Raw genomic sequence first — 16,394 nt, 5'->3', positions numbered from 1 at the left:
CCATATGGTCGCAAAGCTTCCCATTGTCGAGGGCACGCATCTGTCAGGAAGACGATCGCACGCCTGTTGTAAAGGTCAGATGATGACAAATTCGCCCGCGATCGCCTTGAAAAACGTTCACCTGACCCTCGGAGACGGAGCCGGTCGGGTACATATCCTCAAGGGGATCGACCTGCGGATCGAAAAAGGAACGTCCGTCGGCCTTGTCGGCCCGTCCGGCTCGGGAAAGTCGACTCTCCTGATGGTAATGGCCGGTCTTGAGCGGGCCGATGAAGGCACGGTTCAGGTTGCCGGCTCCGAACTCGGACCGCTTTCCGAAGATAGGCTAGCCCAGTTCAGGGGCCGCAATGTTGGCATCATATTCCAGTCCTTCCACCTTGTTCCCAACATGACCGCCCTTGAAAACGTCGCCGTGCCGCTGGAGCTCGCCGGAGATCCGCAGGCCTTCGACAAGGCCAAATCCGAACTCGACGCGGTCGGGCTCGGCCACCGGATGCATCATTATCCCGCGCAGATGTCGGGCGGTGAGCAGCAGCGCGTCGCGGTTGCCCGCGCCCTTGTGGTGGAACCGGAAATCCTCATCGCCGACGAGCCGACGGGCAATCTGGACGACTCCACCGGCAGCCAGATCGTCGATCTCATGTTCACCGCCCAGCGCGAACGCAAGACAACGCTCGTTCTGGTGACCCATGATCCGGCCCTTGCGACGAGATGCGACCGCGTGATCCGCGTCCGTTCCGGTGAAATCGACGAGGCCGGGACCACCGGCGCCGGTGCTCAGCAAGAGGTCTCCGCATGAGCGGCTTCGTTCCGGGGCATGCCCGTGCCGGCAACCAGACCTTCGCCCTGGCGACCCGCTTCGCCCTTCGCGAACTGCGCGGCGGCCTCAAGGGGTTCTACATATTCATCGCCTGTATCGCCCTCGGCGTTGCCGCCATTGCCGGGGTAACCTCGGTTTCCCGCGCCCTGACGGAAGGAATATCGAGAGAAGGCCAGTCCATTCTGGGCGGCGACCTTTCCTTCTCTCTGATCCACCGGGAAGCCGAACCTGAGCAGGTCGATTTTCTGAAATCTCTGGGCACCGTGTCGCGCGCAGCCACCTTGCGCGCCATGTCCCGCAATGCCGACAGCAGCGATCAGGCGCTGGTGGAACTGAAGGCTGTCGACGGCGCTTATCCGCTCTACGGCTCGCTCGATCTCGCCTCCGGCCAGCCGCTGGAGGCCGCGCTGTCCAAACAGGACGGCGTCTGGGGTGCCACAGCGGACCTGGCGCTGCTTGCGCGTCTCGATGTCTCCGTCGGCGACACCCTGGCCCTCGGCCGGACAAATGTGCGTATCACCGACGTCATCGAAGCCGAGCCTGACAAGCTTTCAGGCGGACTGGAATTCGGTCCGCGCCTGATGATTTCCGACGCGGCGATTGCCGACACCGGACTCATCCAGCCCGGCAGCCTGGTCCGCTGGCATTACCGCGTCCGCATGAACCCGGCCCCGGATATTCAGGACCTCGACGCAATCGTTGAAGACGCCGAGAGCGAATATCCCGACGCGGGCTGGCGGGTGCGCTCGCGCGCCAACGCCTCCCCCGGCCTGCAGCGCAGCATCGGACGTTTCGCGCAGTTCCTGACCCTTGTCGGCCTGACGGCACTGGTGGTTGGCGGCGTTGGCGTGGCAAATGCCATCCGCGCCTACCTGGAAACCAAGCGCGAAGTCATCGCCAGTTTCAAATGCCTCGGCGCCACCGGCGGTTTCGTCTTCCAGATATACCTGGTGCAGATGCTGATCCTGGCCCTGATCGGTATAGGCATCGGCCTTGTCGTGGGCGCACTGCTTCCTTTCGCGGCCGCCGCAGCCCTGTCCGGCGTCCTGCCGATAGAGCTCGCGGCGAACATCTATCCGGCGGAACTGGGCCTCGGGCTTGCCTATGGCCTGTTGACGGCGCTCGCCTTCGCGCTGTGGCCCCTCGGCCGGGCACATGACGTGCCGCCAACCGCCCTGTTCCGCGACATCGTTTCCGGCGGGCCGAAGTTTCCGCGCAAGCGCTACCTCGCCGCGACCCTGGTCACCGTGCTGGTTCTTGCCACCATCGCCATCGGCCTGTCTCACGACCAGCGCATGGCGGGCATCTATATCGCCGCCACTGGCGGGGCCTTTGTCCTTCTGGTCGTTGTTGCCCGGGTCATCATGTTCACCGCACGGCGGCTGCCCACCGTCCGCTCGACGGAACTGCGGCTGGCCATCGCCAACATCTACCGGCCCGGAGCGCTGACGCCTTCGGTGGTGCTGTCTCTCGGCCTCGGCCTGTCGCTGCTGGTGGCCCTTGCGCTGATCGACGGCAACCTGCGCCGCGAACTGACCGCGACGATTGCCGATGAGGCCCCAAGCTTCTTCTTCGTCGACATTCAAAGTCACGAACGAGATGCCTTCGAGGCGCTCCTGACGGAGGAAGCCCCGGATGGGACACTGCAGAGCGTTCCCATGCTGCGCGGGCGGATCGTCGACCTGAATGGGGTTCCCGCAGACGAGTTCACCCCTGCGCGGGACGGCTCCGGCTGGGTGTTGCGCGGCGACCGCGGCATCACCTATCAGGCCGAAATACCGGAAAACTCGAAACTGGTGGCAGGATCATGGTGGCCTGAGGACTATACCGGACCTCCCCTGTTGTCCTTCGACGCCGAAGCCGCCGCGGATCTCGGCCTCAGCATCGGCGACATGATCACCGTCAATGTGCTCGGACGCGAACTGACCGCCGAAATTGCCAATTTCCGGGACGTGGAATGGCAGTCGCTGGCAATCAACTTCGTCATGGTGTTCTCACCGAACACCTTTGCAGGCGCCCCGCATGCCCATCTGATGACCCTCGGCTGGGACAAAGACGTTCCGCAGGAAACCGAACTGGAGATTCTGAAGGCCGTCTCCGGCGCCTTCCCGACAGTCACCGCCATTCGCGTCAAGGATGCCATTTCCCAGGTGAACGATCTGGTGGCCCAACTGGCCTGGGCCATCCGTGGCGCGAGCTCGATCACCCTGATCGCCAGCGTTCTGGTGCTCGCCGGAGCGCTCGCCGCCGGGCACCGCAGCCGCATCTATGATGCCGTCATCCTGAAGACCCTCGGAGCAACCAGAACACGGCTGATCGTTGCCTATGGACTGGAATACGCCATATTGGGGCTGGTGACCGCACTGTTCGCGCTGGTCGCGGGCGGCATCGCCGCCTTGTACGTGATCACGCAGATCATGGGTGGGTCCTTTGTGCTGATGCCGGTGACAGCCGCGAGCGCCGCCCTGATCGCGCTGATCCTGACGGTCGGTTTCGGCCTTGTCGGGACCTGGCGGATCCTCGGCGAAAAACCGGCTCCGGTCCTCCGGAATCTCTGAAATTGGAACAAGAATCTTAAGTATATTGGTATTTCTTGCGGTAAGCGGGCCGGAATAACGAAAATTTCAGAATTCCCGGCTTGTGCTCGGCTCCGCAATTTCCCATATGTTGAGGGAGTTGTGTTGCCTGCGATGTCGCAAGCAATGTCTATCTAAGAGGGGATCTTACCGACCATGTCGACCTTTGACCGTCAACCTCAAGGCGCCTACCAGGTCGCCGGCACACGCGCAGAGGCCGGCATCGACCAGGGCCTGCGGACCTACATGCTGGGCGTCTACAACTACATGACCATCGGCCTCGCGCTGACCGGCTTCCTGGCGTTGCTGACCGCAATGATGGCCACGACCACCGATCAGAGCGCCGCCGTCGCCAGCCTCGGCAACGGACGCATGCTGACCCAGCTCGGCGTCGCCATCTACGGCAGCCCGCTGAAATGGCTCGTGATGCTTGCCCCGCTCGGTATGGTGATGTGGCTGTCCTTCCGGATTCAGTCCATGAGCGCCTCTGCCGCCCGGACCATGTTCCTGGTCTATTCCGCAGTGATGGGTATTTCCCTGTCCTCGATCTTCCTGGTCTACACGCCGGGCTCGATCGCACAGGTTTTCTTCATCACCGCTGCATCTTTCGGCGCGCTGAGCCTTTACGGCTACACCACGAAGAAGGACCTGTCCGCCATGGGCAAGTTCCTTTTCATGGGCCTGATCGGCATTATCATCGCGATGGTCGTCAACTGGTTCATGGCGTCCGCCGCCCTCCAGTTCGCGATCTCGGTGATCGGCGTTCTGGTTTTTGCCGGCCTGACTGCCTATGACACGCAGCAGATCAAGGAAATGTACTACGAAGGTGACAGCAGCGAAGTTGCCACCAAGAAGTCCGTGATGGGCGCTCTGCGTCTCTACCTCGACTTCATCAACATGTTCCTGTTCATGCTGCAGCTGTTCGGAAACCGTAACTGATCCGGCAGACGCATCACATCAGGTATCGTGGAAAGGCCCGGCATTTGCCGGGCCTTTTTCATTACATGCAAAAGCTGCTTTGACTAAAAGGACAATGTCTGGTTAGCATCCCTTTCAATAAATTTTACCCTGCAAATTTTCCGGACTTTAGATGCACAAACCCCTGTTCCATCTGGCAGCCATTGTGCCGGCCGTCGCCTGCCTCGTGCCGGGAACGGGTTTCGCCGACGAGTTTTCCAATCAGTTCGGCCTCGCACTGATTTATGCCGAGGCGGCTTTTCAGGCCGGCTACACGGGCAAGAGCGTCAATATCGGTGTGGTCGATAGCGGCATCACCCCCGGGCATCCCGATCTTTCACCGAACCTGAGCGGCTTCTCCCTCGACGGAAATACGCTCGACCCGGTCACCTCTGACCCGAACGGTCACGGCACCCATGTGTCCGGCATCATCGGCGCGGCAAAAAACGGCACCGGCATGATGGGCGTCGCTCCGGACGCAAAGCTGACGGCACTCGCAATATTCGACGAGGACGGCGATGCCGAGGACGAGGAACTGGAGATCGCCGTTCCGCGCGTCTACGAATACGGCCTCGGCAAGGGCATCGAATTCTTCAACAACTCCTGGGGAGGAGAGTCTGCCGATCCTGAAGACGAGGAAGATATCGAGGAAGGCCGCGCCTACATCCTGAAAAACGCGCCGAAGCAGCTGGGCGCTTTTCGCAATGCCGCGAACCAGGGTGCAGTGCTTGTCTGGGCCACCGGGAATGACAGCGAAACAGACCCGTCCCTGGAATCCCAGTTGCCGGTCTATTTTTCCGAGCTGACATCAAGCTGGCTTGCCGTCACAGCGGTCGGACGCGATGGCAAGATCACCGACTATGCGAACTGGTGCGGTGTTGCCGCCAACTGGTGCCTGGCGGCTCCCGGCGGCGGTGACGACGAAGATGAGGACGGGATTTATTCCACCGCCAACGACGGTGGTTATGTCCGTTACTCCGGCACCTCGATGGCCGCACCGCATGTCACCGGCGCCCTGGCCATTGCCCGGGAAATGTATCCGAACGCGGCGGCAACCGATCTGGCCGATCTGGTCCTGCAAACTTCAACCGACATCGGTGCCGAAGGAATAGACAAGGTCTACGGATGGGGCTTGCTCAACATCGGCAATCTGGTCGCAACCAGACAGACCGAGACCGCATCCTTCCCGGCCCAGAACGTCTGGGCGCAGGCGGATATACTCAATCAGATCATTGACCTGACCCGCCGCGGTCAGGGCCTTCCCGGTGTCGGCGGCGGCAATGGCGACAACGTTCTGATCTCCACCCACGGAGCGAACGAAGCGCAGCCGCTGGAAAAGAGGATCGTGGTTCAACCGATCGTCGCGAACTCCCGGATTTCGGGAAGCGGGTCGCAAAGCAGCGCGACATCCTGGTCGGGCGGCGTGCTCGCCAGCATGGAGCTGCTTCGAAACGACACCGGCACGCTCGGTGCGGCCCTCGGGTTCACCGGATCCCGGGTTGACGCGGGCAGCAACCGGGCGGATGTGACCGGGTACCACCTGGCGATCTTCGGCGCCTATGACGATGAAAGCTTTTTCGCGGACGCGGCCGCCGGGTTCAGCGCGTTTCGCACACATCAGACGCGAAAGGACATCTCGGGCACGGGCGGAACCATTCTGGGCGCCTCGGGCCTGACAGCAAGCAGTGAAAGCACGGATCTCGGCGGCTGGCTGGCGGCAAGGGCCGGCTCCAGCATCGAGACGCGTGCCGGTGCGCTCAGACCCTATCTCCACGGCCGCCTCGTCCACCAGTGGATGGGATCCTACGACGAGAGCGGCGCCGGAGTGTTCAATCTTTCCGCATCGGCAGACAGCGTCACGGGGACGACGGCCGGAATAGGGCTGAACCTGCGCCCGCATGCCGCCGACCTCAGCTTCGCGACGCTCCATGCCCAGCTTGATGTCGCCTACGCCCGCGCCATCGGGCCGGACGCCTATACCCGTGACGTCGAACTGCTCGGCTCCCAACTGACGGGCAGCACGGCTGAACTCGGCCGCGACATCGCGCTGGTCGGCGCCGGGATGGAACTGGATTTCAAGGACACGGGCCTCAGCAGCTCCCTTGGGTATTCGGGCGCCTTTCGCGAAAACGCCAGCAGCCATATGGTCAACTTCAAGCTCTCGCTGCAATTCTGATTTCCGCCGCCGGTGGCGACGATCCGACAGGTCTCATCACGCCGGATCAGGTCGCGTCCCCTCTTCTGCAAGCGACACTCAAGACCTGATGCACAACACTCCGAAGCAGATCACAGACCTCGATACGTTGACAGCGCGGCTGCGCGAAAAGACACGGCACAACGACATCACGATAGTGGCGGTCTGCGGCTTTGCCGGAGCTGGAAAAACCACGCTGTGCCGATCGATCCTGGAAGCACTTTCCGATACGGCGTATCATTTCGAATGCGACCGGTTTTCCCGCTACAGCTTCAAGGAACGCGAAAAACGCATCGCAGAGCAAATTGCCGACATCGACACCTGCGCCGATGAGGAAAACCCGCGGCACTGGTACGACTGGAACGAAATCGAAAAGGCCCTCGATGGCCTGCGCAAGCAGCGGCGTTTCGATTTCTGCCGCGCGTGGAACCCGGCATCGGGGGAGTTGAACGCGCATTACGCGTTACATCTCGGGGAGGATGAACCGGACCTCGTGCTCTGCGACGGCATCTTTCTGTTGCACGAGCCCGTCAGGGACTGGTTCGACGCAACCATATATGTCGACTGCCCCGCACCGCTTCGGCATTCCCGCGGCCTGCAAAGAGCCAAGGATCCGGAACGGCATGCCTATATGATGCACCTGGAGCGGACGTATTGTGAGCCTTACTTCCGGGAGTTCTCATCATGCGCGGATGATGTTTACAAGAGTGATGCTTCACCTTGAGAGGCGGACATCAGGCGCGCACGACCCGCAAGTGTTTCTTTTTCTCGAGAACCTTGAGAACCTGCGCAAGGTCCCGGCCGCGCTTGAGGATTACACCGCCCGTGGCGACAACCGAATAGGCGCCCTGACGCTTGGCCAGTTTCGGATCTTTTTCGATGCGGTAGAGCGGCATTTCCGAAGACCGCCGGAACACCGAGAAAACAGCCCTGTCGTTCAGAAGGTCGATGGCATAGTCCCGCCACTCGCCATCCGCGACCATGCGGCCGTAAAGCCTGAGGATCGTATCGAGTTCGCGCCGGTTGAAGGCGACGACGGGTTTTGGAGGGGGAGCCGGTTGGCTTTGCGGCAACGGGTTGACACCCGCACCGCGATGAAACGCGCTATCATCGGCTTCGCTCATTCCGCCTCCATTCCGTTTGCGGTTTGGCAATGATCAGGAACGTCCCGCCGGAACAGTCTCCTGTTACCTTGCTGTCATGATGCGTCGGCTTTTGCCCCCATGGCAAGTCCGCAAATCCGAAACGGCCCTTTCCGGCGCCGATATAGGTAAACTTGCCATGAAATTTCCTGCGGACAACGCCAAAAAGGACGTAACGGAACTTTGCCCAGAAAGAATGCCGATATTTCCTTGTTTTTGCCGCAATCCAGCCCTTGGCGAGCCATTTTAACTTACCATATTAGGTTCATACCCTGATGGGTATGGTCAGTGGAAGCTGCGGAATGCATTAGCCCCCCAGCCCCCCGTGGTTTCTTACCGGCCAGCCAGATTTTATGAGTCAAACATCAGGGCAACTGAAGGGCCGGCGCCATGCCGGCCCTTTTCATTTGTGCGGCGTGTTCCACGATATATCGGTCACTCTGTCTACGCCAACAATATTGCGGCCCGCAGACATCCCGATTTAAGCGCTATCGCGTATCGGCCTGCCCAGAAATTCCTGCAGAAAATTTATGAACCTCGGATCCGTTCCATGAGCCACGTTGACGCGCATGGCGGCCCGCCCGCGGCTTTTGCGGTTCGGGTAAAAGACGGAGCCCGGGGAAATGAAAATGCTTTGCTTGCTTGCCTGCGCGCACAGCTCCTGCTCGTCGACGTGCTCGGGAAACTCGACCCACAGATAAAACCCGGGAATGGAGCTTTCCATCAGCGAAAGCCCGAGCCTTTCCATCTCTTCGAAAGTCGCCTTGCAGGCCTCCTCGACCCGTCCTCTCAATCGCCTGAGGTGCCGCAAGTAATGTCCTGCCTGGATAAGATTGAAGACGAACCGTTCGACATGTTCGGAAGAATTGACCAGCGTGACCATCTTGATATCCGCCAGGCGGCGGACAATCTCGGGCGCCCCGGCGACATAGCCGCACCGGAGACTTGCCGACAGCGTCTTCGAAAAGGAGCCGAGATAAAGCACACGGTTCAACTGGTCGAGCGCTGCGAGCCGTGGCAGCGTGGAAGGCAGGATATCGGCCAGCGCATCGTTTTCCACCAGCAGAAAGCCCCAGCGTTCAGCGAGCTGCATCAACCCGAAGGACCGGGATGGTGACAGGGACCCGCCCGTGGGATTGTGTCCGTGCGACTGGGTGACGAACATCTTCGGACGATGCAGCGCGAGCTTTGCCGTCAGGTCTTCCAGGTCCGGCCCGTCCCGGTCCCGGCGAATGCCGACGATCTGCACCTTGGCGAAGGTCAGTTTGGAGAACAGCGGGTAATATCCGGGTTCGTCGACGAAGACCGTATCGCCCGGCTCGGTCAGATGACGGATGATCAGGTCCAGCCCGTGATTGACCCCATGGGTCAGCAGCAGCCCGTCCGGCTGAACGGGGATGGAACGTTCGAGCAGTTGAACCCGCAGGCGCTCCCGCAACGGACCATAGCCCCAGCAACTGCCGTAACCGAACTGAATGGCTTCCGGATAGGGGGACTTGGCATTGGCGAAATGGCGCCTGAGTTCCGAGCCTTCCATCCACAAGGGTGGTGGCCGTCCGTCTCCCGGCCGCACCTCGTAGTGCTTTTCAAGTTGCTCGCGCAGCAGCGACACGCCATCAACCGCGGCAGCGACATGCGGCGCCGGCGCCAAGGGCGGAGAGATCCTCACCTGGGCCATGTAGTAACCCGACCCGGCACGGGCTTCGAGAAGCCCGCGGGCCACAAGCCGGTCATAGGCTTCGGCCATTGTGTTCTTGGAAACACCGTTCTCGCGCGCAGCCTGACGGATGGAGGGCAACCGCTCAAAGGTCTTGTAAGCCCCGGCCTCAACCATTAGAGCAACCTTTTCAACGATCTGGTCGACACGGGAAAGCCGTCGGCTGCCATCGCTCATCGTGATTGTCCCTGCTTTCTTACTGGGACAGTGACCTCAGTTTTGCCGCTATCCGTCCCTTGATTGTCCCAAAATTTTTTATGACAGTCACGACCATTAAACCAGAAAGCGAGAGCTTCCTAGGGAGGAAAACATGACCAGATTGAATAGACGCGGACTTATTGCGGGCGCTGCCTTCGGCGCGGCTGCACTGGCGGCATTGGCAGTACCGGGCACGGCACAGGCTCAGGACGCCGTAGAATGGCGCATGCAGGCCCTTTGGGACGCAGGCACGACCCCGTTCGAATATGAAAAGAAATTCGTTGAGCGCGTCAGCGAGCTGACCGACGGCAAATTCGACATCAAGCTGTTTTCGGCAGGACAGCTCGTCCCGGCGAACCAGGCATTTGACGCCGTTCGTGCCGGCGCCTTCGAATTGATGAAAACCTATGACGGCTACGAAGCCGGCAAGATCCCGGCCTTCGCCTTTACGTCGTCCATCCCCTTCGGCTTTCCGGAATCCGACCAGTACGAAGCCTGGTTCTACGAGCTCGGCGGGCTGGAACTTGCGCGCGAAGCCTACGACAAGGCGGGCCTGTTCTATATCGCCCCCACCGTCTACGGCGAAGAGCCGATCCATTCCACTGTAAGGATGGAAACCATTGCCGACATGGCTGACAAGAAGGGCCGGTTCGTCGGCCTTGCCTCGGCTGTGATGGGAGACATGGGTGTCGCGGTCACGCCGATGGCGACGGGCGAGATCTATACGGCGCTCGAAAAGGGCCTCATCGACTTTGCCGACCGGGGCGACCTGACGGCCAATTACGAGGCAGGCCTGGCGGAAGTCGCCAAGTTCATCATCCTTCCGGGCGTGCACCAGCCGACAACGGCCACGAGCTATGTCGCCAACAAGGCGGCCTATGAAGCCCTGCCCGATTCCTACAAGGCCGCTCTTGCGGTGGCCGCGCGTGAAATCTCCGGCTCCCTGCGCCAGCACATCATGACGCAGAACGCCGAGGTTCTCGAAAAGTACAAGGAAAAAGGCGTTGAGGTGATCTACCTGGACGAAGCCGACATTGCCAGCAATCGCGCCAATGCCGTCGAATCCTGGAAAAAAGCCACCAAGGATGACGATCTCGCCAACCGTGTCCTTGAAAGTCAGATTAACTTCATGACTGCTCTGGGTCTGCTTTAAGACCTTCCTCCCGCAGGGCGGCGATCGGTGCTTCGGCACCGGTCGCCGTCCGGCAGCTTTTATCCTGGCTCCGCAGCTTCATGAAACAGATCTGTTCACTCATCACCGGTATCAACCGGGTGCTTTTCCTCGCAGCCGCCGCGCTGATTTTCGCCGTGGTTCCCATGCTGCTCTTCGAGGTCGTCGCCCGCTACGCGTTCGATTCCCCCACGGTCTGGGCGATGGAGGCCAGCACGCTTGTCTTCGGTCCCCACTTCCTGTTTGCAGGCCCCTACCTGCTGCATCTCAAGGGCCATGTCGCCGTCGACATTTTCAGCGAGAAACTGCACGGCAGAGCGAAAATCGCCTCAGAGGTGTTTTCCTATCTTGTCGTTGCCATCTTCGCTGGCGTCTTCGCCATGGTGAGCTGGCCGCTGGCCATGAATTCCTTCGGCATGGCCGAAACGAGCTTTTCCGCCTGGAACCCGCCGATCTGGTGGCTGAAATTCGTCGTCCCGCTGTCGTTCGCCATGCTTTTCGCCCAGGCGATCGCAGAGATCCTCCAGGCAGTGTTTTTCTCCGAAAATGAGATCGGAGCGGACGCATGAGCTCCGAATTCGTTCTTGCCATCATGTTCGCAAGCCTCATCGGCCTGCTTCTGACCGGTGTCCCGCTCGCCTTCACGCTCGGCGCTCTGGCCCTGCTCTTCACCTTGCTCTTGTGGGGCTCCGCCGCCCTGTCGGTGACGATCCTCAATCTCTATTCCACCATGACTTCGGAGGCGCTGCTCGCCATACCGCTCTACGTCATGATGGCCAGCACGCTGCAGCGCTCCGGCGTTATTGAAAGCCTTTACCGGGCAATGGAACTGTGGTCGCGCCGCCTTCCGGGCGGACTGGCGGTCGGTACCATTGTCATCTGCACCATCATCGCCGCCATGACCGGCATCGTAGGCGCCGCCGTCGCGGCAATGGGCATGCTGGCGCTGCCTTCCATGCTGAAGCGCAAATACAGTCCCGAACTGGCGATCGGCACGATCTGCGCCGGCGGAACTCTGGGCATTCTCATTCCCCCGTCGGTCATCACCATCGTTTATGCGGTCACCGCGCAGGCCTCCATCGGCCAGATGTTCATCGCCGGCGTCGTTCCCGGCCTGCTGCTGGCTTCGCTCTATATCGGCTACATCGTCCTGCGCGCCACGTTCAATCCTTCCGTCGCGCCGCGTCCGGACGCCGACGAGGCCGCCACGTGGGACGAACGGATTGCCTCGCTGAAATCCCTGGTTCTGCCGCTGCTGATCATCGTCGGCGTTCTCGGCACGATCTACATGGGCATCGCCACACCGACGGAAGCTGCCGCGGTCGGCGTGTTCCTCGCCTTCATCTCGGCCCTGGTCGAGCGGCGCCTCGGCTGGGAACTCGTCTCCGGCGTCGCGCTCGACGTTGTGAAAGTCACGGCGATGATCCTCTGGATCACCATCGGCGCAAGGGCATTCGTGGCGATCTTCACCGGAACCGGCGGCGCCGATTTCCTGCTGGACTTCATCCAGAACCTGGACGCCAACCGCTGGGTCGTACTGGCGGTAATGCTGGGAATTCTCTTCCTGCTCGGCATGTTCCTGGACGAGATCGGCATCATTCTTCTGTGCGTACCGGTTTTCCTGCCGGTGATCGACTTCCTCGGTTTCGACCGGCTCTGGTTCGGCATCCTCTTCCTGGTCTCCGCCCAGATGGCCTATATCTCGCCGCCCTTCGGCTACACGCTCTTCTACATGAAAGGCGTTCTCCCGGCCGGGATCGGCATGGGGACCGTCTACCGGGCCATCATTCCCTTCATCCTTCTCCAGGCCCTCGGCATCTTCATCTGCGCTCTCTTCCCGGAGCTGGTGCTGTGGCTTCCCAATTCAATGATCAACTAACATGCAGGACATCCGATGAGCGACGACACATCGTCCCGAATTGAAGGCTTTCACAAAATGGCTCCGGATGCCCGGCTCCAGGCCGTGGCGCGCCAGGCGAAGCTCGGCAACGAAGCCGTCGCCGTTCTCGCGGATGCCGCCTCCGGCCAGATAGAGCTAGCCGACCGCCTTGTCGAAAATGCCATCACCAGCATGGCCATTCCGGTCGGGATTGCCACCAACGTCACCGTCGACGGACGGGACGTGCTGGTGCCGATGGCGACGGAAGAATCCTCCGTCATTGCCGCGGTCTGCAATTCCGCCAAGCGCTGCCGGTCCACCGGCGGTTTCAGGACCTCCACAAGCGGCCCTGTGATGGCCGCCCAGATCCAGCTACTGGGCGCCAGCGATCCGGAAAACGTCCGCCTGAAGGTTCTGGAACGCATCGGCGAAATCAAGGCGATCTGCGACGAGACCGATCCGCTCCTGCTGAAATTCGGCGGCGGGTTCCGGGATCTCGACATTCGCGTGATCGACACGGCCGAAGGCCCGATGACCGTGGTGCACATCATTGTCGACACCCGCGACGCCATGGGCGCCAACGCCGTCAACAGCATGGCGGAGGCCCTGGCCCCGAAGCTGGAGGAATGGACCGGCGCCCGCAGCCTGCTGCGCATCCTGACCAATCTGGCCGACCGCCGTCTCGCCCGCGTACGCGCTGTCTGGCCGGTCGAGGAAATCGGCGGCGAGCAGGTGCGTGACGACATGCTGTCGGCCTATCATTTCGCCGATGCCGACCCCTATCGGGCCGCCACCCACAACAAGGGCATCATGAACGGCATCAGCGCGGTGGTGCTGGCGACGGGCAACGACACCCGCGCCATCGAGGCGGGCGCCCACGCCTATGCGGCAAAGGACGGCTGGTACCGCTCCATGACCCGCTGGGAAAAGGACGGCGACGGCAATCTCGTCGGCATCCTTGAAATGCCGCTGGCGGTCGGGCTGATCGGCGGCGCCACGAAGATCCACCCGACGGCGCAGGCCAACCTGAAGATCCTCGGCGTCAAGACCGCCGATGAACTGGCCCGCATCATCGTTTCCGTCGGCCTTGCCCAGAACTTCGGAGCTATGCGCGCCCTGGCGACCACCGGTATCCAGAAAGGCCACATGGCCCTGCATGCCCAGAACGTCGCCCTGATGGTCGGTGCCGTCGGCGCGGAAATCGACAAGGTGGCGGAGGAGTTGAAGGCGCTCGGCAAGGTACGTCAGGACCTCGCCGAAGGCATTCTGGCGCGTCTGCGCAGCGAAGCCTGACGGAGAGGGCAAACTCTTCCGTAAAATTGCCGAGGCCGTGGCCCTGAGTGCGCATTTCAGACTTGTGCCCGGCCCGGCAGCCGCCGATTTTCTCTGCTTTGGATGAGATTGCCTCTTTTCCAATTGGTTGCTTGTTGTATCCTTTTTGCAGGATGACAACGGACCTGATCGATCTGCGCGCGGCCCGGACCGCGGATTGCGAGGCGCTAGCCGGCATTCACTGCGAAGCCTGGCTCGGCGCCTATCGCGGCGTGCTGCATGGCGTCGACCTGCAGAAGATGGTCTCCCGCCGGGGCACAAGCTGGTGGCACGGCGCCCTTGCGCGCGGTGTGGACATCAAGATCCTCAGCATTGCCGACGTCCCGGCCGGCTACGCGACCTACGGCTCTTGCCGCCTGCGCGATACCGGCATGGAGGGCGAGATATACGAACTCTACCTGAAGCCCGAATATCAGGGCCTGGGCTTCGGTCGAACCCTGTTCGGAAATGTCAGGGAGACGCTGTCCGCGAAAAACCTCTCAGGCCTCGCGGTTCAGGTCCTCAGCGACAATCGGCCCGCCCGTGCGTTTTACAACGCACTCGGCGGAAGACTGGCAGCGAAATCCTGGTACCGTCTGGGCGGCAAACGTATGGAATTGTCCATCTACGCCTGGCCGGAAAAGAAGACCTGAAACCAACGATTTCCGAAGCGACGATACGTTTCGGGGCTGATCCGGCCGGGCCTCAGTAGAGAATGCCCGGAGCTCCGATGATAACCGGCGGATTGGAACAATCGAAAGACCCGGCCATGCTGTCCGCCGCCTGACGGGCCAGGACATTGGCGTTCTTGTTGGCCTGCGCGTCGACCCGCGCGATCTGGCAGGTGCCTCCGCCGGGAAGAAGCTGGGTGACGATCAGCACGCTGCCGGTCTTGCCGCTGTCATCCACACTCGGAAACCACCGCAGGATGGTCGCGAAAGGCACGCCGTCGCGCAGCCGCCACTCGAGCGTCTCGTTGACGGTGTTGAAATTCGGCAGTGTTTGCCCGGCGGCCGGCTCGTCCTCCGCGGTCGGTCCGAAGGAGACGAACATGCGCAGGTCGCCTTCTGCAACATAGACCGGCAGGCCCTTGTATCCGGCGCATTGCCAGGCACCGCCGAAAGTGCCCTCTTCCGTGTCGGCCGCGGCGATTTGCTTGCAGGCCTCAAGCCGGATCTTGGTATAGTCGCTGGTGATACCTGCCGCAACTGCTTCAGGCGCCACGGGAAGGGCCGTGGCAAGGACGACGAGAGCCAAAGCTCCCACCAGTTTAAAGGCGAACTGCAGCATCTGTACTCCTCCGGACGAATTGGCTTGCCGGAGAAAGCTACAGTCATCCTTTGGGTGCAATGCAAAATAAAGGACTTGAACTTCTCCGGCGGGATTGCGATAGACCCTGCAACGAAAAACAGGAGTGTGCAATGCGTATCGACGCCGTGCCGATTGGCAAGAACCCGCCGGAAGACGTCAACGTCATCATCGAGGTGTCCGTTGGCGGCGAACCGATCAAATACGAAATGGATAAGGAAGCCGGGGCGATGTACGTCGACCGCTTTCTCTACACCCCGATGCGCTATCCGGGCAATTACGGCTTCGTACCGCACACCCTGTGCGGCGATGGCGACCCGATCGACGTGATCGTCGTCAACCAGCGGCCGGTCGTGCCGGGTGCGATCATGAACTGCCGCCCGATCGGTGTGCTCCTGATGGAAGACGAGTCCGGCCAGGACGAGAAGATCATCGCCGTGCCGACTCACAAGCTCAGCAAGCGCTACGACAACATCAACGACATCTCCGACCTGCCGGACATCACCATGGCCCAGGTCAGGCACTTCTTCGAGCACTACAAGGATCTCGAGCCCGGCAAATGGGTGAAGATCACCGGTGTCGAGGGAACCGAAGCGGCCAAGCGGATGATCACCGAGTCGATCGAACGCGCCCGCATGGAAGGCGCCGAATAAGGCGCCTTTTTCGAGAGTTCAGTCGAGGCCGCAATCCGCAGCGGCCTCGATGCGTTCCATGTCCTGATCAGAAAGCCCGAAATGGTGGCCGATCTCATGGATCAGCACATGGGCGACGACATCTCCCAACGTCTCGTCCATGGCCGCCCAGTAATCCAGGATGGGCCTTCTGAAAAGCCAGATCCGGTTGGGCAGCCGGCCGGTCCCGGCCGCATCGTCGCCGTCGATCAGGCCGTTTCCTTCAAACAGTCCCAGAAGATCATGCGGGTCCTCGATGGACAGCGCATCGAGAACGTCGTCCGGCGCATATTCCGCCATGTTGATCTGGACATGCCCGCAGCGCAGCAGAAGGTCATCCGGAAGGCCGGCAAGCGTTTCACTCGCCATGGCTTCGAAATCACCAAGGTCGGGAGCCTTCAGCTCGGACCAGTCACTCCGGCTGACCGGATGGATCGACGCCATACTCAT

General features: G+C 61.2%; 15 protein-coding genes. 11 read left to right on the top strand and 4 right to left on the bottom strand.

Going from position 1 to position 16,394, the window contains the following annotated elements:
• Positions 1-82: 82 nt before the first annotated feature.
• From Q1B40_RS19750 to Q1B40_RS19730, 5 genes are all read left to right on the top strand, one after another.
• A complete protein-coding gene (locus Q1B40_RS19750; protein WP_299818256.1) occupies positions 83-799 on the top strand; it encodes an ABC transporter ATP-binding protein in 717 nt (238 codons plus the stop codon).
• Entirely contained in the window at positions 796-3,378 is a 2,583-nt protein-coding gene (locus Q1B40_RS19745; protein ID WP_299818252.1) for an ABC transporter permease, read from the top strand. Before Q1B40_RS19750 ends, Q1B40_RS19745 begins: the two co-directional genes overlap by 4 nt.
• A 174-nt stretch (positions 3,379-3,552) precedes the next feature.
• Positions 3,553-4,335 (top strand): Bax inhibitor-1/YccA family protein, encoded by a 783-nt coding sequence (locus Q1B40_RS19740; RefSeq protein ID WP_299818249.1) that lies wholly within the window; start codon positions 3,553-3,555, stop codon positions 4,333-4,335.
• 151 nt (positions 4,336-4,486) lie between these two features.
• A complete protein-coding gene (locus Q1B40_RS19735) occupies positions 4,487-6,529 on the top strand; it encodes a S8 family serine peptidase (RefSeq protein ID WP_299818246.1) in 2,043 nt (680 codons plus the stop codon).
• Positions 6,530-6,617: 88 nt separating this feature from the next.
• Positions 6,618-7,271, top strand: coding sequence for an AAA family ATPase (locus tag Q1B40_RS19730; protein ID WP_299818243.1), 654 nt, complete (start codon positions 6,618-6,620; stop codon positions 7,269-7,271).
• Between the two features lie 10 nt (positions 7,272-7,281).
• Here Q1B40_RS19730 and Q1B40_RS19725 read toward each other — a convergent pair whose 3' ends face one another.
• Positions 7,282-7,671 carry a DUF2794 domain-containing protein gene (locus tag Q1B40_RS19725; protein ID WP_299818240.1) on the bottom strand — a complete coding sequence of 130 codons (390 nt, stop codon included), beginning with the start codon at positions 7,669-7,671 and terminating at the stop codon, positions 7,282-7,284.
• 499 nt (positions 7,672-8,170) lie between these two features.
• Positions 8,171-9,583: a PLP-dependent aminotransferase family protein gene (locus Q1B40_RS19720; protein ID WP_299818237.1), complete on the bottom strand. Its 1,413-nt coding sequence runs from the start codon at positions 9,581-9,583 to the stop codon at positions 8,171-8,173.
• A 133-nt stretch (positions 9,584-9,716) separates the two neighbouring features.
• On the opposite strand from Q1B40_RS19720, the gene dctP reads away from it, so the two are divergent.
• The 5 genes from dctP to Q1B40_RS19695 all read left to right on the top strand — a co-directional run bounded on the left by dctP (position 9,717) and on the right by Q1B40_RS19695 (position 14,618).
• Positions 9,717-10,757: a TRAP transporter substrate-binding protein DctP gene (dctP, locus tag Q1B40_RS19715; RefSeq protein ID WP_299818234.1), complete on the top strand. Its 1,041-nt coding sequence runs from the start codon at positions 9,717-9,719 to the stop codon at positions 10,755-10,757.
• A gap of 80 nt (positions 10,758-10,837) precedes the next feature.
• Complete coding sequence (locus tag Q1B40_RS19710) at positions 10,838-11,344, top strand: TRAP transporter small permease subunit (RefSeq protein ID WP_299818230.1); 507 nt, start codon at positions 10,838-10,840, stop codon at positions 11,342-11,344.
• Positions 11,341-12,654, top strand: coding sequence for a TRAP transporter large permease subunit (locus tag Q1B40_RS19705; RefSeq protein WP_299818227.1), 1,314 nt, complete (start codon positions 11,341-11,343; stop codon positions 12,652-12,654). Before Q1B40_RS19710 ends, Q1B40_RS19705 begins: the two co-directional genes overlap by 4 nt.
• A gap of 15 nt (positions 12,655-12,669) precedes the next feature.
• Positions 12,670-13,947: a hydroxymethylglutaryl-CoA reductase, degradative gene (locus tag Q1B40_RS19700; RefSeq protein ID WP_299818224.1), complete on the top strand. Its 1,278-nt coding sequence runs from the start codon at positions 12,670-12,672 to the stop codon at positions 13,945-13,947.
• A gap of 152 nt (positions 13,948-14,099) precedes the next feature.
• Positions 14,100-14,618, top strand: coding sequence for a GNAT family N-acetyltransferase (locus Q1B40_RS19695; RefSeq protein ID WP_299818221.1), 519 nt, complete (start codon positions 14,100-14,102; stop codon positions 14,616-14,618).
• 52 nt (positions 14,619-14,670) lie between these two features.
• On the opposite strand, the gene Q1B40_RS19690 is transcribed toward Q1B40_RS19695, so the two are convergent.
• Positions 14,671-15,255 (bottom strand): hypothetical protein, encoded by a 585-nt coding sequence (locus Q1B40_RS19690; protein ID WP_299818218.1) that lies wholly within the window; start codon positions 15,253-15,255, stop codon positions 14,671-14,673.
• 131 nt (positions 15,256-15,386) lie between these two features.
• Here Q1B40_RS19690 and ppa point away from each other — a divergent pair, with 131 nt between their 5' ends.
• Positions 15,387-15,926 carry an inorganic diphosphatase gene (gene ppa / locus Q1B40_RS19685; protein ID WP_299818215.1) on the top strand — a complete coding sequence of 180 codons (540 nt, stop codon included), beginning with the start codon at positions 15,387-15,389 and terminating at the stop codon, positions 15,924-15,926.
• A gap of 18 nt (positions 15,927-15,944) precedes the next feature.
• Here ppa and Q1B40_RS19680 read toward each other — a convergent pair whose 3' ends face one another.
• Positions 15,945-16,388, bottom strand: a complete 444-nt coding sequence (locus Q1B40_RS19680; protein ID WP_299818212.1) for a metallopeptidase family protein — start codon at positions 16,386-16,388, stop codon at positions 15,945-15,947.
• Positions 16,389-16,394: the final 6 nt, after the last annotated feature.

The organism is uncultured Roseibium sp. (assembly GCF_947496995.1).
In the GTDB taxonomy this organism is placed as follows: domain Bacteria; phylum Pseudomonadota; class Alphaproteobacteria; order Rhizobiales; family Stappiaceae; genus Roseibium.
The sequence above is the reverse complement of the archived record's forward strand: the minus strand, read 5'-3'. Positions and strand labels throughout refer to the sequence as shown.